At 47.3% G+C, this 21,484-nt stretch carries 25 protein-coding genes; 1 reads left to right on the top strand and 24 read right to left on the bottom strand.

The window, feature by feature from the left end:
• Positions 1–25: 25 nt before the first annotated feature.
• The 10 genes from panD to FO446_RS13015 form a co-directional block, all read right to left on the bottom strand.
• Entirely contained in the window at positions 26–409 is a 384-nt protein-coding gene (gene panD, locus FO446_RS13060; protein WP_007723146.1) for an aspartate 1-decarboxylase, read from the bottom strand.
• Between the two features lie 20 nt (positions 410–429).
• Positions 430–1,296, bottom strand: a complete 867-nt coding sequence (gene panC / locus FO446_RS13055; RefSeq protein ID WP_232773195.1) for a pantoate--beta-alanine ligase — start codon at positions 1,294–1,296, stop codon at positions 430–432.
• A complete protein-coding gene (panB, locus tag FO446_RS13050; protein WP_237900803.1) occupies positions 1,293–2,156 on the bottom strand; it encodes a 3-methyl-2-oxobutanoate hydroxymethyltransferase in 864 nt (287 codons plus the stop codon). Before panB ends, panC begins: the two co-directional genes overlap by 4 nt.
• 259 nt (positions 2,157–2,415) lie before the next feature.
• Positions 2,416–3,399 carry a biotin--[acetyl-CoA-carboxylase] ligase gene (locus FO446_RS13045; RefSeq protein ID WP_173609482.1) on the bottom strand — a complete coding sequence of 328 codons (984 nt, stop codon included), beginning with the start codon at positions 3,397–3,399 and terminating at the stop codon, positions 2,416–2,418.
• Positions 3,389–4,612, bottom strand: a complete 1,224-nt coding sequence (locus FO446_RS13040; RefSeq protein ID WP_237900801.1) for a CCA tRNA nucleotidyltransferase — start codon at positions 4,610–4,612, stop codon at positions 3,389–3,391. The genes FO446_RS13045 and FO446_RS13040 overlap by 11 nt, the downstream gene beginning before the upstream one ends.
• Before the next feature lie 127 nt (positions 4,613–4,739).
• The gene (gene bshA, locus FO446_RS13035; RefSeq protein WP_237900799.1) at positions 4,740–5,882 is read right to left on the bottom strand and encodes an N-acetyl-alpha-D-glucosaminyl L-malate synthase BshA; all 1,143 of its coding nucleotides are present in this window, start codon (positions 5,880–5,882) and stop codon (positions 4,740–4,742) included.
• 16 nt (positions 5,883–5,898) lie between these two features.
• The gene (gene bshB1, locus FO446_RS13030) at positions 5,899–6,594 is read right to left on the bottom strand and encodes a bacillithiol biosynthesis deacetylase BshB1 (protein WP_221867099.1); all 696 of its coding nucleotides are present in this window, start codon (positions 6,592–6,594) and stop codon (positions 5,899–5,901) included.
• On the bottom strand, positions 6,591–7,001 hold the full coding sequence (locus FO446_RS13025) for a methylglyoxal synthase (RefSeq protein WP_173609486.1): 411 nt from the start codon (positions 6,999–7,001) through the stop codon (positions 6,591–6,593). The genes bshB1 and FO446_RS13025 overlap by 4 nt, the downstream gene beginning before the upstream one ends.
• Before the next feature lie 50 nt (positions 7,002–7,051).
• Positions 7,052–7,804: a 4-hydroxy-tetrahydrodipicolinate reductase gene (dapB, locus tag FO446_RS13020; RefSeq protein ID WP_173609487.1), complete on the bottom strand. Its 753-nt coding sequence runs from the start codon at positions 7,802–7,804 to the stop codon at positions 7,052–7,054.
• Positions 7,797–8,144, bottom strand: coding sequence for a nucleotide pyrophosphohydrolase (locus FO446_RS13015; protein ID WP_016740047.1), 348 nt, complete (start codon positions 8,142–8,144; stop codon positions 7,797–7,799). The genes dapB and FO446_RS13015 overlap by 8 nt, the downstream gene beginning before the upstream one ends.
• A 215-nt stretch (positions 8,145–8,359) precedes the next feature.
• Between FO446_RS13015 and FO446_RS13010 the strand changes: the two genes are divergently transcribed.
• Positions 8,360–9,217 (top strand): YitT family protein, encoded by an 858-nt coding sequence (locus tag FO446_RS13010; RefSeq protein WP_173609488.1) that lies wholly within the window; start codon positions 8,360–8,362, stop codon positions 9,215–9,217.
• A gap of 68 nt (positions 9,218–9,285) precedes the next feature.
• Here FO446_RS13010 and FO446_RS13005 read toward each other — a convergent pair whose 3' ends face one another.
• The 14 genes from FO446_RS13005 to FO446_RS12940 all read right to left on the bottom strand — a co-directional run bounded on the left by FO446_RS13005 (position 9,286) and on the right by FO446_RS12940 (position 21,429).
• Positions 9,286–10,101 (bottom strand): sporulation protein YpjB, encoded by an 816-nt coding sequence (locus FO446_RS13005; RefSeq protein ID WP_173609489.1) that lies wholly within the window; start codon positions 10,099–10,101, stop codon positions 9,286–9,288.
• Positions 10,102–10,149: 48 nt separating this feature from the next.
• Positions 10,150–10,749, bottom strand: coding sequence for a DUF1405 domain-containing protein (locus tag FO446_RS13000; protein ID WP_017248137.1), 600 nt, complete (start codon positions 10,747–10,749; stop codon positions 10,150–10,152).
• A 76-nt stretch (positions 10,750–10,825) separates the two neighbouring features.
• Positions 10,826–11,617: a menaquinol-cytochrome c reductase cytochrome b/c subunit gene (locus tag FO446_RS12995; protein ID WP_173609490.1), complete on the bottom strand. Its 792-nt coding sequence runs from the start codon at positions 11,615–11,617 to the stop codon at positions 10,826–10,828.
• A gap of 28 nt (positions 11,618–11,645) precedes the next feature.
• Positions 11,646–12,317 (bottom strand): menaquinol-cytochrome c reductase cytochrome b subunit, encoded by a 672-nt coding sequence (gene qcrB / locus FO446_RS12990; protein ID WP_007716591.1) that lies wholly within the window; start codon positions 12,315–12,317, stop codon positions 11,646–11,648.
• A gap of 1 nt (position 12,318) precedes the next feature.
• Positions 12,319–12,837, bottom strand: coding sequence for a Rieske (2Fe-2S) protein (locus tag FO446_RS12985; protein ID WP_173609491.1), 519 nt, complete (start codon positions 12,835–12,837; stop codon positions 12,319–12,321).
• A 251-nt stretch (positions 12,838–13,088) separates the two neighbouring features.
• On the bottom strand, positions 13,089–13,511 hold the full coding sequence (locus FO446_RS12980) for a DUF2487 family protein (RefSeq protein ID WP_232773192.1): 423 nt from the start codon (positions 13,509–13,511) through the stop codon (positions 13,089–13,091).
• A gap of 88 nt (positions 13,512–13,599) precedes the next feature.
• Positions 13,600–13,815: an IDEAL domain-containing protein gene (locus FO446_RS12975; protein ID WP_173609493.1), complete on the bottom strand. Its 216-nt coding sequence runs from the start codon at positions 13,813–13,815 to the stop codon at positions 13,600–13,602.
• Positions 13,816–13,824: 9 nt separating this feature from the next.
• Complete coding sequence (locus FO446_RS12970) at positions 13,825–14,943, bottom strand: hypothetical protein (RefSeq protein ID WP_237900797.1); 1,119 nt, start codon at positions 14,941–14,943, stop codon at positions 13,825–13,827.
• A gap of 103 nt (positions 14,944–15,046) precedes the next feature.
• Positions 15,047–15,994, bottom strand: coding sequence for a tetratricopeptide repeat protein (locus tag FO446_RS12965; protein WP_173609495.1), 948 nt, complete (start codon positions 15,992–15,994; stop codon positions 15,047–15,049).
• Positions 15,995–16,122: 128 nt separating this feature from the next.
• Positions 16,123–16,773, bottom strand: a complete 651-nt coding sequence (locus FO446_RS12960; RefSeq protein WP_173609496.1) for a zf-HC2 domain-containing protein — start codon at positions 16,771–16,773, stop codon at positions 16,123–16,125.
• Entirely contained in the window at positions 16,770–17,360 is a 591-nt protein-coding gene (locus FO446_RS12955) for an RNA polymerase sigma factor (RefSeq protein ID WP_007716581.1), read from the bottom strand. Before FO446_RS12955 ends, FO446_RS12960 begins: the two co-directional genes overlap by 4 nt.
• 148 nt (positions 17,361–17,508) lie before the next feature.
• The gene (locus tag FO446_RS12950; RefSeq protein ID WP_221867101.1) at positions 17,509–18,630 is read right to left on the bottom strand and encodes an amidohydrolase family protein; all 1,122 of its coding nucleotides are present in this window, start codon (positions 18,628–18,630) and stop codon (positions 17,509–17,511) included.
• Positions 18,631–18,953: 323 nt separating this feature from the next.
• On the bottom strand, positions 18,954–20,234 hold the full coding sequence (aroA, locus tag FO446_RS12945; protein WP_173609498.1) for a 3-phosphoshikimate 1-carboxyvinyltransferase: 1,281 nt from the start codon (positions 20,232–20,234) through the stop codon (positions 18,954–18,956).
• 91 nt (positions 20,235–20,325) lie between these two features.
• Positions 20,326–21,429: a prephenate dehydrogenase gene (locus FO446_RS12940; RefSeq protein WP_173609830.1), complete on the bottom strand. Its 1,104-nt coding sequence runs from the start codon at positions 21,427–21,429 to the stop codon at positions 20,326–20,328.
• Between the last annotated feature and the right edge of the window lie 55 nt (positions 21,430–21,484).

Here is a 21,484-nt window from a genome sequence, read left to right as displayed (position 1 = left end):
CTCTATGCAGGAGTCGACAGATCGCTTACAGAATCGTCGCGTGTACTTCTTCTGCAATCAATTCTTTGATCTGATTTTTTTCATCCATGATGGCGACACGTGGCTTGTAGGTTCTCGCCTCTTCATCCGTCATCATCGCATAGGCAATAATAATAACGATGTCGCCCTCTTGTACAAGACGTGCAGCTGCTCCGTTCAAGCAAATGACGCCACTGCCTGGAGCACCTTCGATGACGTATGTTTCCAGACGCGCTCCGTTGTTGTTATTGACGATTTGTACTTTTTCATTTGGCAAAATATCCAGCGCATCCAACAAATTTTTGTCGATGGTAATACTGCCGACATAGTTCAAGTTTGCTTCAGTTACCGTTGCGCGATGGATTTTTGCTTTCATCATGGTGCGGAACACTAACAATTCCTCCCTTATCTCTACTTGATTGATGTAATCGTATTGTCGATCAGACGTGTTTTACCCAAACGAACAGCCAGCGCGATGATGATGGTCTGACCTGCCGTTTCCTGCTCCAATGGTGTAAGCGCTGGATAGCTTAAAATTTCCACATAATCAATATCAGCCAACGGCTTCTCGGAAATCATTTGCGTGATACGATCCTTGATTGTAGAAAGAGCCACACCCTCACTTAGCCATTCTTCTGCTTGCCTCAGGCTCTGTGATAGGACGAGTGCTTGTGCTCGCTCATCTGCTGACAAGTACACGTTCCGAGAGCTCATGGCAAGCCCATCCGCTTCCCGTACTATCGGGCATGGAACGATTTGTACTGGCATCGATAAATCGTGGACCATTTGCGTTACAACGGCTACCTGCTGGGCATCCTTTTGTCCAAAAAAGGCGAGATCGGGCTGGACAATTTGAAACAATTTATTGACGACGGTCGATACGCCATCAAAATGACCTGGACGAGAAGCTCCACACAATGGTGTCGTCACATTTGCTACTGAAATATTGGTCAACATCGGCGTCGGATACATCTCGCTGACTTCCGGGGTAAAAAGAAAGTCCACTCCCGCTTCTTCCGCCATTTTGCTATCCCTTTCGATATCGCGTGGATAACGTTCAAAGTCTTCATTCGGTCCGAATTGCAGCGGGTTTACGAAAATGCTCATCACAACCAAATCACATACTTCACGGGCAGCTTTCACCAAGCTGAGATGTCCTTCATGCAAAAAGCCCATGGTTGGTACCATTCCGATCGTTTTTCCTTGCCGACGCGCTTCTTTTATATGAACACGCATCTCTGCAATCGTGGAGACTTGCTGCATCATGGTTTGCATCATGACTCCTTCACTCCTTCCCCGTACAGTGCCTTGATGGTTTCTTCGGAGGCATGGAAGACATGCTCTTGCGCTGGGAAGCTTCTTGCTTCCACTTCTTTGTTATAAGTCTCCACAGCTTCACGGATTGTTTCGCCAATGTTTGCATAGCGCTTCACGAATTTCGGTGTGATATCCGATGCGTAGCCGACCATATCATGGAACACCAGCACTTGCCCATCACAAGTCGCACCCGCTCCGATTCCAATCACAGCGATGTCCAGCTTGTCTGCAATCATGCCAGCGACCTCTTCCGGAACACATTCCAGCACAATGGCGAATGCACCTGCTTCTTGAATCGCAAGGGCTTCGTCCAGCAATTTTTTGGCTGCCTCCAGATCTCTTCCTTGTACTTTGTAACCGCCTAATTGATGTACCGATTGCGGAGTAAGTCCAATATGTCCAACGACAGGGATGCCTGCTTGTACACAGCGTGTAATGATTGGGGCGAGTTCGCTGCCCCCTTCCATTTTGACGGCCTTGGCCAGCCCTTCTTGCATTAGTCTGCCCGCGTTTTTCACCGCTTCCTCAACTGTTCCGTGATAGCTGAGGAAAGGCAAATCTGCCACGACAAATGCACGCTTGGCCCCTCTCGTTACTGCTTTCGTATGGTGTAGCATGTCCTCCATCGTAACAGGGATGGTGGAGTCATAACCGAGTACGACCATTCCCAACGAATCACCAACCAGAATCATATCAACGCCAGCTTCATCCACTAATTTCGCTGACGGATAGTCATAAGCGGTCACCATGGTAATCGGGGTTCGCATTTCTTTTTTCTTGCGGATACTCGAAGTCGTTATAGGTCTGTCGTTTTGTGCCATTTTTCATTGCTCCTCTTCGCATCAAGCCCGTGGATCGTGTGAGGAATAAAAAAACCTTCTCGCGTCAATCGGGAGAAGGTTGTCCATGTCAAAAAGACATTTTGCGTTAGCGGATTCCTTCTGTCTCGGTCCACACAGGCTCTGAGCAGATTTTTGTCCTTACACGTATTGATTTAAGATTACACGATAGATACAAAAATACTCCGGGAGTACCGTTCACCAGGTGATACAGCCTCCAAATTGGAGTATAGCAAATGATTTAATCATTTGCACGATAATTGACATCAGCCGAATAAACTTTGTGAATCTGTCCAGTCTGATCCTCGACTTTGAGTACCCCTTCTTCATCCAAGCCAACGGCACGACCTTCCAGCTGTTGTGAAATCGTCTGGAGGGTCACCCATTTGCCAATGGTGTACGAATGATTCTCCCACTCTTGTTTGACACGCTCGAAGCCAGCCTGCAAATAGTGGTCGTACTCTTCTTCAAAAATTCGGCAGAGCCGTTGAATAAACGAAACGCGCTTCAGTGGCTCGCCAGATTCAATTCGAAGTGAAGTGGCAATCTGTGCCAAGTCAGATGGAAAATCCGCCTCGATACTGTTGGCATTGAGCCCGATTCCGATCACTAAATAATTGACCCGATCAGATTCGGCATTGAGTTCTGTCAAAATCCCGCATACTTTTTTGTCACCAATAAAAATATCATTCGGCCATTTGATTTTGACAGGGAGCCCAGTCTCTTCCCGGATCGTTCTCGCTACAGCAACCGCCGTTAGCAACGTCATCTGAGGTGTCTTTGGTAGCGGAATCGCAGGTCGAATGATCAAACTCATCCAGATCCCCGTTCCTTTCGGAGAATGCCAGGGGCGACCGAGTCTGCCTTTCCCACCTGTTTGCAGCTCTGCCAGTACAATCGTACCTTCTACTGCCCCTTTTGCCGCAGCCTCGTGTGCAAGTGGCTGTGTAGATACCACCTCATCGTAAGCGATGACATTTTGACCAATCCGGTTCGTTTCCAATCCAGCCATGATTTCTGCTGCTGACAAGCGATCAGGGGCAACCAACAGGCGATACCCCGATTTTCGCACCGCCTCTACCTCGTAACCATCCCGGCGCAGCTCTTCGATATGTTTCCAAACCGCCGTCCTGGAGCAACCGCATGTTTGGCTCAATTCTTCACCAGAGATGAAACTGCCTGGCTGATCACGGAATGCTTGAAGGATGACTTGCTTAATGTTCATCTTGTGCAACCTCTTTCTTTGCAACTTCGACGAGTGCTTCTGGTGTATTTGGTAAACCATGCAGTGCCGTTTGTCTAAGCAACGATTCCAAGACGCGGACAATCCACTCGCCGGGCTTTTTCTGAACGGCTACTTGCAGGTCAAGCCCCGTAATTGCCAAATCCTTGATGGTTTTGACAGGCATGTTTTCGTATTGATCGAGGAGTGCTTGCTTCGAAAACGAATGCCTCTCCTTCCACCAACACGCTTGCAATAAAAGGAAAAACTCGTTGCAAGTGTCCCACCCGACTTCAAGCAGCAATGGCCCCCACTCCATCGCTTGGGGGACATCCCATTGCGGCTGCAATCGCGTCAAAAGCTCAACCAAGCAACAAATTGCTTCTGTTTCGCGTTTGGACATTTTGAGGAATTGGCATACTTCACGCGATTGCACAGGCGAATATTTCGCTGCAAACAGTAGCAACGACCATTTTTGCGTCACGGTTTGCAAATGACGGAGCCGCCAAGCATGCTCATTCGAGAAGATGAACAGTTTTTCTACCTCAGGGGCATAAGCCATGAGCCTCGTTTCATTCAACAACTGACAACCAACCTCTGGGGCTTTGCTGTCGAGCGTTTTATTCAGCTCTTCCCGTATGCGTTCCACAGCAATATGAGCTAACAATGGCGCAGTCTGTTTCATGGCGAGCATGGTCTGGTCTTCTATAGCAAAACCTAACTGGGAAGCAAATCGCACACCCCGTAAAAGCCGAAGGGCATCCTCCTGAAATCTCTCTAGCGGAATGCCTACAGCACGAACCAGCCGATGCTCCATATCCTCTTGTCCACCGAACGGGTCGTGCAATACTTGATGACGATCCATCGCCATTGCGTTCATCGTAAAATCCCGTCGCTCCAGATCGAGCCGAAGTTCCGAAACGAATTGAACCTCAGCGGGTCGACGGTAATCTTCATATTTTCCTTCCGTCCGAAACGTGGTGACTTCGAACAGCTGCCCCTCGACTTTTACAGATACAGTACCGTGTTTCAGACCAGTCGGGACATGATCGGGAAACAATCGGATGACGTCGCCGGGATGGGCATTCGTACATATATCTATATCATGAACAGGTCGTTGTAATAGCCAATCGCGGACGCAACCACCCACGTAGTAAGCTTCAAAACCGTGTTCCTCCAATCTGTCGAGAACACGCTTAGCCAATTCTATCGCCAATCCAATCCCCCCTTTCTGGTTTGCTCCGCCTGATCTACTCAAGGAGGCGTTTATCATGAGAGTTTTGTATGGATTGTTTATTTTTATATCCAAGGTGCATCAGCTAGCTAAAAGCTCCATCTTACGTTCAAAAACTTAGGTTTTCTTCAGTTTTGCTTGCCAGCAAGTTGGCGTACAGTGCTTCATACTGCGAAGCAATCGTTTCGTGACAAAACGTTTTGCAGGATCGCTCAATGCTATTTGCGGAGAATTCGCGGTAGAGCTCTTCGTTTTGCAAGAGACGTATCGTTTCTTTCGCCATGCCTTCCACGTCGCCTATTGGACGCAAGTAGCCGTTCACACCATCCAGTACAACTTCAGGCAAACCACCTGCCACTGTTGCGACGACTGGCACACCGCAAGCCATTGCTTCAAGTGCGACGAGACCGAAGCTTTCCTTTTCTGATGGAAGCAGCATAATGTCTGCCATTGACAATACCTCGGCGACGTCTTCCTGCTTGCCGAGGAAGCATACATCGTCATTCAGACCCAGCTCGGCAATCATCTTGCGGACCAGCCCCATTTCGGGACCTTCCCCAATAAGGATCAGTCTGGAAGGCACTTCTTCACGTACACGCGAAAATATTTCAATCACATCCGGCACTCGTTTGACCGGACGGAAATTGGAAATGTGCATAAGAATTTTTTCACCATTCGGTGCAAATACCTTTTTCAGCTTCGTAACCTCTTTCGGGTAATAACGCCGCTTGTCTACAAAGTTATACACAGGAACAATTTCTTTTTCAGTATGCAGCAGCTCTTTTGTCTGCCTGATCAAATCATTGGACACCGCTGTTACCAAATCGCTTCGCTCAATGCCGAAGCGGATCATATCACTCAAATTCGAATCATAACCCAGAACAGTAATATCCGTCCCGTGCAGTGTGGTCACAATTTTCAAATGATCCCCTACCATTTGCTTGGCGAGGAACGCACACAATGCATGTGGCACAGCATAATGCACATGTAATAAGTCCAGGCTTTCATTTTTCGCCACTTGCGCCATTCGGTTCGCCAAGGTCAAGTCATAGGGTGGATATTTAAAAACATCATAGTTGTTCACTTCTACTTCATGATAGAAAATGTTTGGGTGAAACGCGCCTAAACGAAATGGCATTCCACCTGTAATGAAATGGACTTGATGTCCTCGCTCAGCCAATAGCTTGCCCAGCTCTGTGGCTACTACGCCCGATCCGCCCAATGACGGATAGCAAGTAATCCCGATCTTCATACAGTGTCACCCCTTCTCACAAGCTCTTTAATACATACGGAGCTGCACTGACAAATCCTTCTGCGTAGGCTACACCAGCCTGCTGACCAAACAGTCGCTCTCGATACTCAACAGACTCCAGATAACCGTTGGTAAGTGGTGTTTGGACACTACCTTCTTCAAGCTCAAACTGACTGCGATAGCAACGCAGCGCTTCCATTTTTTGCTCATAAACAGCAGTGATATCCACGACAACCTGTGGCGTGACAGTGGAATTAATAAAATAGTAAAGAAATTGCGATGGGCGATAGGCAGGCAAAGAAGGCTCCGGCAAATACTTGCGGATACCCGCATTAAACACCGCTTCGCGAACGATCCGACTTACGCTTTCGTGATCTGGATGACGATCCGCGTGATAAGGCGCAAGCACAATGGCTGGGCGTGTTTCACGAATGAGCTTTACGACACGTTCAATCGCACTTTCCCTGACTGCTTCCAAGCCGCGATCAGGCAGTCCAAAATTAAAGCGTGCAGCCACTCCCATCACTTGGTCAGCCGCAGCCGCTTCTTGTTGCCTTCTCTCCACCGTTCCATTCGAAGACAATTCTGCGTAGGTCAAGTCGAGAATCCCCACGCGCTTTCCCTCTTTAGCTGCCAATATCAGACTGCCTGCCGCTCCGATCTCGACATCGTCAGGATGAGCGCCGATTGCCAAAATATCGAGTGAACTCATGCTTCATTCTCCTCACGCACCACTTCGCGCCAATCCAGTTGTCCCATTTCCAAGGCCTTCAGCATGATTTCTGCCGAACCGAGATTGGTGGCAAACGGTATCTTGTGCACATCACACAGTCGAAGCAGTGCGATAATATCAGGTTCATGCGGTTGAGAGGTAAGCGGATCACGCAAAAAGATAATCAAATCCATCTCATTGCGGGCGATCATCGCACCGATTTGTTGATCGCCTCCTAATGGCCCTGAAAGAAATCGGGTTAGGGAAAGCGACGTAGCTTCCATGATTCGCGACCCAGTTGTTCCTGTGGCATACAGGTCATGCTTTGCCAAAATGGATTCATAGGCCATCGCTAGTTGCACAATCTGTTCTTTCATTCGATCATGGGCAATCAATGCAATTTTCAAGAAAACCTCTCCCTTTATGGCTGGGTATCGTGTGTATGTTAATCAAACGTTTAATCAATCAGATGTTCCAATCCGTAAATCAATCCGTTCATATTCATTACGGCTTTAATAGCCATATTTACCCCTGGCATGAAAGATTCCCGGTTAATCGAATCATGGCGTATGGACAGCGTTTGGCCTGTTGCCCCAAACAAAACCTCTTGATGGGCGACCATGCCTGGCAGGCGGACACTGTGAATTCGGAAGCCTTCGTAATCTGCTCCGCGAGCGCCTGGAATTGTTTCTACCTCTTCAGGATGCCCTTGCTTGAGCTCTTCACGAACCGCTGCAATCATCTCGGCGGTCTTCAATGCAGTTCCGCTTGGCGCATCCAGCTTTCGGTCATGATGCAGCTCGATAATTTCCACATGTGGCATATATTTTGCTGCCATTGCGGAAAACTTCATACATAGAATCGCTCCGATTGCAAAATTCGGAGCAATGATGGCGCCCAGTCCCGCTTCTCTATAGCGCTCCGTCATCTCTTGTAGCTGCTCTGTTGTCAGTCCTGTTGTACCAACCACCGGTCGCACACCACGAGCCAGACAGAGCTCCATATGACGATACACCGTATGCGGTGTCGTAAAGTCTACCAAAACATCTGGCTTCATTTCGTCCAATTGTTGATTGATTCCCTCTTCGCTCACACGCGTATCCAAATTGCCTGTAAAAACGAGCGCGGTATCCTGCGCTAGCATTTTCACTACTTCTTGCCCCATTCGACCATTTGCGCCAGCAACTGCTACACGAATTTGTTTAGTCATGCTGCTCGTTCTCCTCTATTCTTGTCCAGCGATCTTTATCGCGTGTATTAAACTTGTGCATAATACGATCAAACGCTTCCTGCAAATCGATTCCGAGTGAGTTTGCGAAACAAATTACAATGAAGAGTACGTCACCCAGCTCTTCCTCTACTGTTTTTTCGCCTTCGTCCTTTTTCTTCGGTTTTTCTCCATAAAAATGGTTAATCTCTCTGGCTAATTCGCCTACTTCTTCTGTCATTCTAGCCAGCATGGACAGCGGAGAAAAATATCCTTCTTTAAATTGCGATATGTATTGATCAACTTCTTGCTGCATCTCTTGCATAGTCTTTTGCCGTTCCATCCGACCACTCCTTTTTCACATTCTTCTCTCTTTCACCTATCGTACTAAAAAAGGCTTCGTTTGCCAAATCACAATACTTCGTCTTTCCAGCATATGGACAATCAAACGAGCGTTCATTTATAATGGCTTTCGGATAGCCCTCAGGTAACACAAGTATTACCTGCACATCAAGTCCGGGGGGAAGCCTTTTCCTGGTCCGGCGAACAGGAGGAAATATGAAAATTCGTCTTGACAGTATCATTGCCATTATCATCGGTTCTGCCATTATGGGATTTGGTATTAACGCGTTCAACATTCCCAATCATCTAGCTGAGGGCGGTATCACCGGTATCAGTATTTTGATCAAGCTGTTAGTTCCTGTTGTGGATCAGGGAATCGTCTTCTTTGTCCTGAACGTACCGTTATTTTTCTTGGGCTGGAAAATTCTTGGACGAACCTCTTTTTTCTACACGATTTTGGGAACGGTTTCTCTTTCCGTCTTTTTATCCTTATTTGATGGCGTGCTTCCGTTGCCAATGAAAGATCGCTTGCTTGCTTCCCTGTATGCCGGGGTAGCTGTTGGTGTCGGCTTAGGGATTATTTTCCGGTACGGCGGAACGACCGGCGGTGTGGACATCATTGCCAGACTCCTTCAGAAATACATGGGTATCAGTATGGGAAGGACGTTGTTCTTCGGAGACATCTTGGTCATTGGGGCGTCCCTCGTCTATTTGAACCTAGAAAGCGCCATGTACACCCTTGTCGTCGTCTTTATCGCAGCACGTGTCATCGACTTTTTCCAAGATGGCGCTTATGCAGGAAAAGCATTGACAATCATCTCCAACGAAGCAGATAGCATCGCCAAGCACATTCTCGATGTAGGTCGTGGTGTGACACTCTTAGCCGGTAAAGGCGCCTACTCTGGCGAGGAAAAGAAAGTCATCTATGTTGTTGTCAGCCGAAACGAAGTCATGCGTTTTAAAACCATTGTGCAAGAAATTGATCCGCATGCTTTTGTCATCGTTAATGATGTGCATGAAGTTCTCGGAGAAGGCTTCACCCTTGATGAAAACAAGAAACCGCTTCACGATTAACATGAAGCAGCACAGAAAAACCCTTGCCTTTTCGTACAGGCAAGGGTTTTTGCACCTTTTTGCACCTATTAGGTCGAACGGATTTCTCCGTTGTATTTCTTCCATGCCACATAAGACAAGGCCATGATCAAAGCTATCATGATAGAAGCGAGAGTAACAATCGGAGAGTCTGGACGCATCATCAAACGAGCAAGCGTACTCTTCTCTTCTCCCACAAAAGCCACTTGAAAGGAGCTGTTCAATTCTCGCAATGCCTCTCGAACCAGCTGCCAATCTACTTGGGTGTTCCGCATCTCTTTGGATATGATATCGTACGCAACCGTAATCGAGGACATTTGCCCCTCTGGAAGCTGAATACTCATCCCCGGCTTGATGGCCAAAAATAACCGGTAGTTCTCATCGAACTGTTCGCGAAACTGACTGAAATTCCGCTCAACAGCGGATAGCTGCAGGTTTTGGACCTGTGTTACGAGAGAAGGATAGTAGCTACGCCACATCGGCTGGTGATCATGGGTAAGGGCGTCTATGGCGATACGGACCCGCGTGGCATGCCACAGCAATTGCTGTTCACTTGCATTTGCGGAAGCAAAGCTTTGCTTGGCTGCCAATATAGACTGGGTCACTGCATTCAGACTCTCAATACGTATCGGATTGGGCAAATGCTGGTTCGGAAATCGGTCTGCTAGCTGGACGATGCGCTGCTCTGCGCCTTCAAGATCTCCCTTTTTTGCATACGTCAGGAACTCATGCGCAATTTGATCCAATGCTGCCAACTGCTTTTGTTCTATCGGTTGATTTAGCTTCGAGTACAAGTTATGAATGGGCCACGACAAGAACAACCCGATCATGAGAAAGAATAATAAAAACCGGATATTTTTCTTCAACGCAAATAACCTCCTTCCCTAGTACAGACTATGGAAAGGAGGACAAGATTAGACCTTATTTGTCGTATACTTCATGTTTACCCACCAGATCACCGAGATCGAGATCAGACTGAGAAGAACCGTAAACAAACCTACGAAACCCTCATACGGATCCAGCACACTCGGCAGCCACGGATGGATATCCATGACGTAATCGAGAAAATCATTATTCAGTGTCCACAGCGCAGCGATTCCCACCGGCAGAAGACTTAGCTTGTAAAAACGTGCGTACAAAACAGATTCCACAGCCATGCCCGTGTGGGAAATAATCAGCATCACGTCTGTCCAACGCACTTCATTGCCCATCATCCAACCAGCCACGATAATGCAGACGGCCCAGACACCATACTTAAAATTGGTGATGCCAGCCAAAGCTTCCAGTACAGGAATGTGGCGACCCAACAAATAGGTAAGGAGTACAAGCGAAAAAAGTCCGCTACCTGTCGGGCTGTCCGGAACAAAAGGAATCAAATATGCTGGTGTCTCAGCCAATTGGTTACCATACCAGATGAATCCATATATGGTTCCTAAAAAGTTGACGACGAACAGCGTCCAAAGAAACCACCTTTTGCCCAAAGATTGCCGAAACCACTCCCATATCCAGATCATCTATAATCGTCTCCCGCTGTGTACGCCGCTAACGAAAAAGCTGACCGCATTACCAGCCAGCTTTTCCCCTATTAGCTTATTTCAAGCCAGCCAAGTAGTCAGCCAGCTTTGCGATTTCTGCATCATCTTTGATCATACCGCCTGGCATTGCGCCTTTACCGTTCTTGATGATATCAGTAATCTTGGCTGCATCCAAAGTTGCGCCGATTTTTTGGAGGTTTGGACCCATGCCACCCTCCATGTTTTTACCATGGCACCCCATACAGCTTGTTTGCGCTTTCCAAAGCGCATCTGCTTTAAAGCTGGTGTCAGCTGGAGCAGGTGCAGTTGCACTCGATCCCTCTTTGCCACCAGTTCCTTTACCTTTATCTGGGTGAGCCAGATGATATTCATGGTTTGCTGCCCAAGTCAGGTAGAAAATACCAACGAGTGCAGTCAGCATCAAGCCTGTAGCAACTGGACGTTTGCTAGGACGACGCTCTTTGCTGGTATCCAGCCAAGGAGCCAGCATCAGTGCACCAAATGCGATACCTGGAATAACAACGATCCCAAGAACGACCCAATCCCCTGCAGCCCATGGATATTTCAGCAATTGATACAGGAACAAGAAGTACCAGTCTGGCAACGGAATGAATGATGTATCATTCGGGTTTGCTTTGTCAGTTAACGGCGACGGGTGTGAAACCGTTAACACAAGGAAACCAACCAAGCAAACGGCTGCCACCATCCACTCTTTCAGCAGGAAGTTTGGCCAAAACGGCTCATTTTTTCCTGGAAAGTCGGAGTAGGATGGAGAAATGTTTGGAATACGCTTCGCCGATACTCGGGAATCTCCGACGAAGGTAGCATCTTTATCTTGTTTTGCCATGCTATTTCCTCCTTTTTTCGAAGACCGATTATAGTGGACCCGAGATACCTTGCGAACGGATCATTACAAAGTGAGCTCCCAACAGACCAAGCAGCGCGCCTGGAAGGAAGAACACGTGAATTGCGAAGAAACGGGTAAGCGTTTGCGCTCCTAGAATGTCTCCGCCTGTAAGCAATGTTTTCACGTATGGACCGATTAAAGGTACAGAGTCAGCGATCTGCACACCTACTTTGGTCGCAAAGTATGCGGTGTTATCCCAAGGTAAGAGGTAACCTGTGAAACCGAGACCCAGCATAACGAAGAAAATCAATACGCCGACTACCCAGTTCAATTCACGAGGCTTTTTGTATGCACCTGTAAAGAATACACGCAGAGTATGTAGGAACATCATCACGATGACCAAGCTGGCACCCCAGTGATGCATACCGCGCACGATTACCCCGAACGCTACTTCGTTCTGCAGGTACTTAACGGATTCGTAAGCATTGATAACGTCTGGTACATAGTACATCGTCAAGAACATACCAGACAAGATTTGAATAACGGTAATAAAGAACGTAAGTCCACCAAAGCAGTAAACAAAAGCGGAAAAATGATGTGCCGGGTTCACGTGCTCAGGTACTTCGTGGTCAGCCAAGTCACGCCACATCGGAGTGATGTTTAAGCGCTCGTCGACCCAATCATACATTTTTTGCATCATTTTAGCCGTTCACCCCCGGACGAGGATTTGCTTTTACTTTACCTAAATACAATTTTCCATCTTTGACTTCTGTCTCATACTCATCGAGAGAGGCCGTGGGTGGCGTTCCCAAAATGTGCTCGCCATTGATCGTATAACGACCCATGTGGCAAGGACAGAAGTACTCATTCGGTTGGCCTGCACCAGTTCCCCAGTCAACCGTACACCCTAAGTGCTTACAGATCGGGGACAGAGCAAGAATCTCACCCTTGTCGTTCTTGGTAACCCATGCAGTAAGTGTTGATTCTGATTCATACCAACCGTCCTTGGTATGGACCTTGAATTCAACGCGTTTTGGCACGGCACTAAACTCATCCGGACTGCCGACAGCTACTTTATCTCCACCTGCATGTCCTTGCAGAAGGGGGTCTACCGCAAAACGAATCATTGGGGTGATCATTCCCGCAGCAAGGAATCCGCCAGTTCCCATAAGGGCGTAGTTCAAAAATGTACGCCTGGAAATTTCGCGTTTGTCTCCCATATCTTTTTCCCTCCTTATCCTGTAAAATAGCGCTACGATGGCATTTTTATACATATACACTAGGTCAATCCCAATCATAGCTAACGCCTATAAAGATGTCAAGAATGTCCAGTGGACATGTCTTTGCACAAACGATGTGTGACAGGATATTGTTGCCAGATTGTCAAATTTAAGACCTTGCCCCACCCATTTTTCTGTAGTATTACCGGAAAACGCTTTCTCTATTGCGTCTCTTATTTTAGTCAAATGGATTATCGCTGCCCAGTTTGCCACAACTTGATGACCTCTTTGTACAGCACATCCACGGTCACTTCGAAGCGCAAAGAAGATTCCAAATCTTCATCCCCTACCAATAACGTCAACACGCCTTCTTCTGCCCTCTCTATTACTTGAATCTGTTCTCCGCGAAAATGAAGCACTACTTTATAAGGGAATTCCGCCGGTGTTCGTTGTTCCAGCTGTTCTTCTCCTATTTGATAGCTTAACGGAAACAGCAGCACGCGCCCCTTCAAGCGGTGTTCAATCCCGGCAGCTACATTTAACAAGTAGTTCATCCGAACAACATGCTCTTCTACTTTTCTGTCCGTACTGTACAAATAAAGAGGGAGCAGCGCGGTATCCACAAAGGATCGCAACTCCTCCCAGTTTTCAAAATCGTTCAAGTTCCACTGCATAGGGCCGTCTCCTCATTTCCTTGTTCATTTCTGGAAACAAGCGTACCATGAATGGTTGGAGACTCGCAATAACGCATACGATATGTATTTAGGCTTGCTCGTAAGCCATGATTTCTTTCAATTCGTCTGTTAAGCGCATAAACAGCTCTTTGTTTTTCGATGCAAGTGCCTCATCAATCTCCTGGATCAGCGTGCGCTTGCGGTATTGACGCATCTGCTCGTCGATCACCATTTCAGATAGCAAACCGGAAACCATTTGATTGTTCGTTCCGTACGCGTTGGAATAGAAATTCGGCCACTCCATACCCATCCCTCACTTCAATAAAATAGTCGTTTCGGTAAAACCATTGTATTTTCGAAGCCAAGTCTGGCTCGCATACGTCGCGGTGTATAGCCACTGCTCCTGTTCGTCTTGGCCGACGCGCAACAATCCAAGATGCACCATCATTTTGCATACCCGATTCACCAAGATATCTGTGGGTGAATCGTAGTAAAACTCTTTCATCCAATGGAGTAGCGTGTCCATCAGAGATTGCTGACTTACCCATCCAGCCGACGCGATCAACGGAATGAGCTGAACCAACATCGGCAAGTTGGGGACAGCCCGCTTGTACAGCCTCATCCAGAAGCGAATGACATCATGGTACAATTGATCGTTATACGGTTGCTCCAGTCGCTCTCTTCCTGCTTCCGTTACGGCTACTTTGCCGTCGACTTCGACGATCCATCGGTGATAATAGCAGAAATCGTAGAGCAAGGAAAAGCGGTCAGGGTATAAATCAAAATGCAGCCCGTACCCAAAACGCCATTTTTGCGGCAATAGCGGCTCTTCTTTTACGTACAAAAATTGAAAAAGCTGCTGCTGATGTCTCTTGTACATGCCACCTTCTGCGGTTAGTGGTACTGGCTCCTGCTGGAGAAATTGTAAAAATTGCATGATATCATCGCATAGTGCTGTTCCTTCATCCCTATACGCTTGCGGACCAGGATGAAAAGATGCGTTTGACTCACGCCACTTTGTCAGCCATGCTTGCAAGTACGGCTCACGGATGTCCAGCGGAATTTGGTACTGCCCTACTGTCTTACTTTTCGCTGGAAAAATCCATCCTCGCTTCATTGCAGCCGCGACAAACTTCCGTCCTTCCTCCTGCTTTTTTTCCTTTTCACACGCCAGTGCCACTCCAGCCTTCGCCAACAAATCCTCAAGCGACATGACCGTACGCTTGTCCAGGAACAATTGCAGCAAAAAATGGGTTTCTACACTACTCAGCTGCTCAACTTCTTGAGAGATTGTCAACCTGTGCCTCAAGCTAGACAACAGTGACGTAATCAATTCGTTTTTGGAATGAGGGTTGCATTCGCATCCGTAATGGTTGGCAATCTGATGGAGCTGCCGGATATCGGTGTAAACCAAGATCTCAGCCAAGTTCATCTGTGCATCCCTTCTTTACGATGGCTTACTTGTCACTCATTCTTGCCAAAATGCGGAAAAATAAACAGGAAGCCACCGAAGTGACTTCCTGTTTGTCGATTTTTTATTGCTCCTCGTCGGATTCATGGTCCCACAAATCGTGAAGTTGTTGGTACTCCTTCGCTTCCTCATAGCGCCCGGCTTGAGTCAAAAGGGCAATCAGCCTGCGAATCTGATCCAAATCGAAACCGGACAAAGACACATATTGTTTCAACGCCTCAATAGCGGCTTCTGTTTTCCCCATCGATAGATTCACATCTGCAGCTAACGGATAAGCAGCCACATACTCCTCGTCAACCGCTTGCAAACTGCTGACCAATTCTGCTGCTTCATCCAGTCGTCCTACATGGAATGCCATCAATGCACAACCGTAGAGTACTTCTGGCGAACGATCCATGACCAGCGCCTGACGGAATACCTGATAAGCCTGTTCGAATTGACCGCTTTGTGCGTACGAGCGCCCCTTCGTCAAAAGCATAGACAGACTTTCATCCCCGGCTTGTTCCAGGAGCTTCATTGCTTTCTCGTCTTCGCCAATGCGGAAATACAAGTTACCCAGCGCTGCCATAATATCTTGGTTGTCTGGCTCCTTGAGTCTTGCTTGCTCCAAATACTTGACCGCCACTTCATCTAAATCTTGAAGTGAATACAGATCCGCTAGCAACAAATCAAGCTGGATGCTTTCAAAGCCAGATTCTTTGCATTCATAAAGAAGATGTTGCGCCGTCTCAAAATCACTGGAATCCAAAGCAATCTCCGCTAGCAGCAGCTGGCATTCTCTGCGCAAAGAAGAATCCATTTGCGGATTTTTGGCCATGACATCTGTCAGCAATTGACTCGCCTCTTCCAAATGACCGAGTCGATACCAGACCTCTGCCAAATACATCATGACATCCGGCAAATCCTTTCCATGCTCCTGAACCTTTTGCAGAGCGGTCAAGCCCAATTCAACTTCATCGTTTTCGATCCGCTTGATCGCTTCGTCTATAACATACAGCCACTTTTTCGGCATTTCTTTCACCTCATATGTATTTTGCGTGGCCTTGTTGCTCTTCGCGCTTGTTGAACAACCACTCTAATAAAATAGCCACAAAAGACCGTCCGAAGACGGTCTTTTCTTTTACTCTTGATCATATACCATTATGCTCGCGTTAGCCAGCTCATTGTAAGAACAGTAATAAGGATTCCAAAAATACTAAGTACAATGCTGTAATTCGGTTTGGCTGAATCAGTAGAAGTCGGCTTCCCATCGAGCGGTACGATCGAAGCAGTAGCATGTTCCAACGAATCTTCTTGCGTTGTATATGGCTGGGCTTCTACCACGTATGTACCGTCGTCTGTTTGCATGGAAGAAGAAATAACTTGCGCTTTAGGCGAGTTAATCTCCATAACTTCTCCGTTAATCACGAGCGAATTCGCATGCTCCGTGGTGCTTGTATTCACATATAAAGTGAACGAAAAGACCATGAGCAACAAAACAGCTACACTCGCAGCCATGCGTCGCATTCTCGCTGTCACGCTGAAAATTTTTCTGCCAATCGGGATCGCCCACTGCTCTTCCGATAAAATACGGGCCATCACCGCGTCAACAATGGAACGTGATGGAGTTACAGAATGGTATTCTTCTTTATCCATTTCCATCCATTCACCACTGTCCGACCAAATCTCATAGTCGGAACGACAGGCATAGCATGCCGCCATATGGTGATCAACCCGGCGTTGGGTCACCTCAGGCAACAGATTTTCGGCGTATTCAGGCAGAATTTCCTGAACTTCTTCACATCTCATCATCGATTCATCCCTTCAGCTTCATCCAAATGAGGGTCCAGGATGTAGTTTTCCAACTGTCCACGAATACTTTGCCGCGCTCGAAACAGTAGAGACTTCACAGAGCTCACTGTTAAATCCAGAATCGTAGCGATTTCTGTGTAATCCATTTGTTCGTACTCACGTAATATCAGTGCAGAGCGTTGCTTCTCTGGCAAGCTGTTGATCGCCAGTCTTACCATGCTCTCCCGTTCATTCCGGAGCAAAACTTGCTCAGGCAGTGTCTTGGGAGATGCCATAGGTACTTGCAACGTATCATCCAGATACACGTCTGAATTGCGACTCTTGCGCAATTCACTAAGTACGGAGTTGCGTGCAATCGTATAGAGCCAGGTGGAGAATGTAGCTTCTACATCTCGGAAAGAATGAATGCTCTTATACGCCTTGTAAAACGTCTCCTGACATATATCCTCCGCTATATGCTCTAAATGTGCCTGACGCAAAAGATGAGTGACAAATGAGAGGATCTTTTTTTCATATCGACGAATCAGTTCAGCATAGCATTCCAGATTACCTTCTTTAATCTCTCGGATAAGCTGGGAATCGGTCATGATCAGAGATTACCTCCTTGCGATTCCGATCCCTCAGCGGCCTTTTGCATAATTAGACTGCTGGGGATGTAAAAAGTTGCGCGACCTTACGATTCTTTTTCACGTCTGTCTACTGGAAACCATTCACGAAAAAACCCCCAAACCGGGGTTATATGACATAAGCGTAGGGCTTCGTGTCGAATAAACACTTACCCATACCAATCAAGGGGATAAATCGCATATTTCGATATATCCATTTACCGTTCGACATAACAGATGTTGGAAGATGCATTTCACTAAAATTGAGAATAGTGGAAAGATCATTCTTTGTCAACCAGTTTTCCTTTTTCAGGAAAACGATATCAGCGTCTGCGCCAGTTGTCAAGCTTCCTTTTCGTGGATACAGTCCAACTGCTTTTGCAACATTTGTCGAAGCGAGCCTGACTAGCAAGCATAGCAATTCTTCGGGCGTACACCAGCTCTTCCGTGTATCAATCCGCACATCGTGAATCGGAGATGCTACTTGCCAGCTCCCAAACCATTGGCGATGTAATTGACGCAGACCTTGATCCGTCACTTCAGCCGGCAAACGAAAGATATGCAGGTACGGGTCATTTTCTTCAAAATGAAAGGCCGCTTGAGAATCAGTAATGACAGTACGCAACCTCCAATAACGAGTAGCCTCCAGCCAACTCTTTCGAATGAGTTCCCGTTGTTCCTTTTTCAGAAACGGATCATTTTGTACCTGCATGTGCAGGATCGTATGTTTAGACGTATGAAGTTGCAAAAGCGTTTCCCATTTTATTGTGGAAATTTCTTCTGGATTTCGAATCGTGACATGAAACGAAGAATAGCCATGATTCATCCATTCCCCTAAGCGGTCACCATGAAGATCGGCGACATCGATTTCTACGTGCCAAACGTAATCCAACAAACTGTTGAAATGCTGCGTTTGTTGATAGTGAATTTGCGGTCTGCTCATCCAACGCTCTGGCCGGAAGACGTCTACCAGGCTTGTACATCCCGTGCTGATGAGATTTCGCATGGCCGCTATATAAACATCTACATCTTTGATTTTATACAACGAATGTGTCAGGAGTGCGACAAAACCGGGCAGAAGATACATACCGGTAGCATCTATTTCTTCAAATAAATCGTTGAAGGGGTTTTTCGTCAAGGTGTCTTTAGCAATTCGTACAATTTTTCCTTGACGGATCCAAATATCTGCTTCTTTCATTCCCCGTGCTGTGACAATCGTTCCCCCGCGTATGACCATCCCTCGCTCCAGCATAGCTCGTCCCCCTCCCACTTCTCTTGCGGACACTACCTTTGTACGAGCATATGCACAGACCGGGGAAAAAGTACTCATTCGAGTCAAACCGCTTTTTAAACAAAAAAAGACCGCCGTTGATGTAAGCGCATTCAAACGACGGTAGCACACACGTGCTTTCTTATATTGGATAGGAGTGGAGAGAAACCATACTGTAGTTTTATAATAAACGGAATGTAAGCGCTTGTCAAATCATTTTTGCTAAAATTCGGAACGCTTTTCCTTCGCACAAAAAAAGAAGCCTGCTCCCCTATAAAGGAACAGACTTCTCTTTCATTCTTTCATTACTGGCTGATCTTCACAAGCAAGTCATGGAAGCCAGGGAACGATACATCAATCGCATCATCATTTTCGATTGTCGTCTCCCCATCGGCAACGAGACCTGCGATCGCCATCGCCATGCCAATTCGATGATCCCCCATGCTATCGATGACAGCCCCTGTAAGTCCAGTCTTTCCTTCGATGATCATTCCGTCATCTGTAGGTGTCACCCTCGCACCGAATTTGGACAGTTGGCTCACCACCGTGGCAATACGATCCGTTTCTTTTACTTTCAGCTCTTCGGCATCACGGATAACGGTTTGTCCTTTTGCCTGCGTTGCCATGACTGCAATCACTGGAATTTCGTCAATCAGACGCGGAATAATATCTCCGGCGATTTCAATACCATGTAGCTCCGAATGCGTCACGAGGAGGTCTGCAACCGGCTCTTCATTTACGACTCGCTCATTCAAAAGCTCCAGGCTTCCCCCCATCGCCTTGACAACATCAATGATGCCCGTGCGGCTTGGGTTGATTCCGACGTTTTCAATGAGAAGAGAGCTGCCTGGTACGACCATTACAGCTGCAATCAAAAAGGCAGCGGAAGAAATGTCACCAGGAACAGAAATGGCACGGCCCTTCAGTTTTTGTCCACCCTCTACTGAAACGGTCAAACCATCACGCACAACCTGTACACCAAATGCTTGCAGCATACGCTCTGTATGATCGCGGGATAAATGTGGCTCTGTTACACTCGTCACGCCTTTTGCCTGCAACCCTGCCAGCATAATCGCTGACTTCACTTGTGCACTTGCAACCGGGGATTGATACGCGATCCCTTGAAGCTCCCCACCCCGAATGGATAGCGGTGTGAATTCGCCGTCTTTTCTTCCGTCGATTTTGGCGCCCATTTGACGGAGTGGTCCGATCACGCGGCGCATTGGTCTTTTGGCTATAGACTCATCGCCTTCCATCACCACATGGAAAGGCTGTGTCGCCATGATCCCTGCCATTAAGCGAATGGTCGTACCGGAGTTCCCAACATCCAAATGTTGAGATGGTTCCTGCAAACCATACCAGCCTTTTCCCTGTACGGTTACGGCATCTCCTTGTTGTTCAATCTCGATACCCATCCGACGGAAGCAGCTAATCGTGCTCAAGCAATCGGCACCTGGCAAAAAGCCTTCAATAGTCGTCGTTCCTTCTGCTAGAGCACCAAACATAACTGCACGGTGGGAAATGGATTTATCTCCTGGCACGCGAACGGTACCTTTGATTTGTTTGGCTTGTTGTACGCGAAGCATTACTTCCACTCCTTTTCTCTCTCACGCTCTCCCAGATCACCAGTCGCACTGTGAAGCGTCTTCGTTGTAAAGTGTGTTTGCATAAAAACACTTATGTGCGCTTGTATACATTGTAATCGAAAAAGCGAAGAACTTCCTCTCCCTTTTCCAACTCTTGTTGCGAATGGAACGTAATCCGTAGCACCCCATAAATGTCTTCTCGTGTCTCTCTGATTTGGAGATTCGTGATGTTGATTTGTCTTGCTCCCAACAATGTCGTAATTCGTCCGATTTCACCCGGGTGGTCCGGGATATCGATATACAAATCGTTCAAAGGAGGCAATGCACCCGTTTTACGCTCTGGCAAACTGTCGCGAAATTCTCGGGCCGTTTTGAAGAAATGCTCGATTCCTTTTGGATCTCCCTGTTCTACCAGAGAAACGACATCTTCTAATGCGTTTGCCCAATCTTTTGCGATTTTTAGGATCGGATCACGATTTTGCAGCAAAATGTCACGCCACATCTGAGGGTTGCTCGAAGCAATGCGCGTAATGTCACGGAAGCCACCAGCAGCAAGGGTTGCATGCCAAGCATTTTCTTCGTCGTACCCTGCCACCAGATTGACCAGAGCAGAAGCGAGAATATGCGGGAAATGACTAACTGCACCCACGACCTGATCATGCGAATCCGCGTCCATTTGCACGATTTTTGCGCGAGTCAGTGAAAGTAGTTCAGACAATTGCTTTACTTTTTCTTCAGATGTTCCCGGCGCTGGTGTCAAAACATAATAGGCGTTTTCCATCAGACGATCAGAAGCAGCTTCCACGCCGGATTTGTGCGAGCCGGCCATTGGATGTCCACCTATAAACGTTACATGGTCGGGAATGACATCCCCCGCTTGTCTCACAATACCTGCTTTTGTACTGCCAACATCTGTAATGATCACACCCGGCTGCAGTTCCATTTCCACTAACGAGCGAATGGTTGCAACGATTTGCTCTACAGGTGATGCGAGGAAAATGACATTTGCTTCTCGAACTGCGGTCTGCAAATCAGTTGTGCCTGCATGAATGACACCCAAGGTCAGTGCTTTATCTAAACAATCCTGACGTAAATCGTAACCGACTACCCGAATATTGGGATCGCGTCGCATTGACAGCGCGATGGAGCCGCCGATCAATCCGACGCCGATTACAGTAATAGTGGTTTTTTTCATCTCCACTCTCTATCCTTCCTATATCTCTCTTAGACAAAAATGCCGAGGCATGCCC

Origin of the sequence: Brevibacillus brevis, from assembly GCF_022026395.1 — a bacterium.
In the GTDB taxonomy this organism is placed as follows: Bacteria; Bacillota; Bacilli; order Brevibacillales; family Brevibacillaceae; genus Brevibacillus.
Note: the sequence above shows the minus strand (reverse complement) of the source record. Positions and strands in the feature narration are given on the sequence as shown.

Bases quoted from the DNA above. Each gene is read 5' to 3' on its own strand.
- FO446_RS12985 (WP_173609491.1), bottom strand. From the start codon at position 12,837: ATGGGAGACAAACGCGAAATTTCCAGGCGTACATTTTTGAACTACGCC.
- FO446_RS12960 (WP_173609496.1), bottom strand. From the start codon at position 16,773: ATGATGAGATGTGAAGAAGTTCAGGAAATTCTGCCTGAATACGCCGAA.
- bshA (WP_237900799.1), bottom strand. From the start codon at position 5,882: ATGAAGATCGGGATTACTTGCTATCCGTCATTGGGCGGATCGGGCGTA.
- FO446_RS12975 (WP_173609493.1), bottom strand. From the start codon at position 13,815: ATGGAGTGGCCGAATTTCTATTCCAACGCGTACGGAACGAACAATCAA.
- dapB (WP_173609487.1), bottom strand. From the start codon at position 7,804: ATGACTAAACAAATTCGTGTAGCAGTTGCTGGCGCAAATGGTCGAATG.
- FO446_RS13000 (WP_017248137.1), bottom strand. From the start codon at position 10,749: ATGATCTGGATATGGGAGTGGTTTCGGCAATCTTTGGGCAAAAGGTGG.
- FO446_RS12950 (WP_221867101.1), bottom strand. From the start codon at position 18,630: ATGCTGGAGCGAGGGATGGTCATACGCGGGGGAACGATTGTCACAGCA.
- bshB1 (WP_221867099.1), bottom strand. From the start codon at position 6,594: ATGAGTTCACTCGATATTTTGGCAATCGGCGCTCATCCTGACGATGTC.
- FO446_RS12970 (WP_237900797.1), bottom strand. From the start codon at position 14,943: ATGAACTTGGCTGAGATCTTGGTTTACACCGATATCCGGCAGCTCCAT.
- FO446_RS13015 (WP_016740047.1), bottom strand. From the start codon at position 8,144: ATGGAACGGCAAAAGACTATGCAAGAGATGCAGCAAGAAGTTGATCAA.
- FO446_RS13045 (WP_173609482.1), bottom strand. From the start codon at position 3,399: ATGAACATTAAGCAAGTCATCCTTCAAGCATTCCGTGATCAGCCAGGC.
- panB (WP_237900803.1), bottom strand. From the start codon at position 2,156: ATGGCACAAAACGACAGACCTATAACGACTTCGAGTATCCGCAAGAAA.
- panC (WP_232773195.1), bottom strand. From the start codon at position 1,296: ATGATGCAAACCATGATGCAGCAAGTCTCCACGATTGCAGAGATGCGT.
- qcrB (WP_007716591.1), bottom strand. From the start codon at position 12,317: ATGATGCAAAAAATGTATGATTGGGTCGACGAGCGCTTAAACATCACT.
- aroA (WP_173609498.1), bottom strand. From the start codon at position 20,234: ATGCTTCGCGTACAACAAGCCAAACAAATCAAAGGTACCGTTCGCGTG.
- FO446_RS13010 (WP_173609488.1), top strand. From the start codon at position 8,360: ATGAAAATTCGTCTTGACAGTATCATTGCCATTATCATCGGTTCTGCC.
- FO446_RS12965 (WP_173609495.1), bottom strand. From the start codon at position 15,994: ATGCCGAAAAAGTGGCTGTATGTTATAGACGAAGCGATCAAGCGGATC.
- FO446_RS12980 (WP_232773192.1), bottom strand. From the start codon at position 13,511: ATGCAGTGGAACTTGAACGATTTTGAAAACTGGGAGGAGTTGCGATCC.
- FO446_RS12995 (WP_173609490.1), bottom strand. From the start codon at position 11,617: ATGGCAAAACAAGATAAAGATGCTACCTTCGTCGGAGATTCCCGAGTA.
- FO446_RS12955 (WP_007716581.1), bottom strand. From the start codon at position 17,360: ATGACCGATTCCCAGCTTATCCGAGAGATTAAAGAAGGTAATCTGGAA.
- FO446_RS12940 (WP_173609830.1), bottom strand. From the start codon at position 21,429: ATGAAAAAAACCACTATTACTGTAATCGGCGTCGGATTGATCGGCGGC.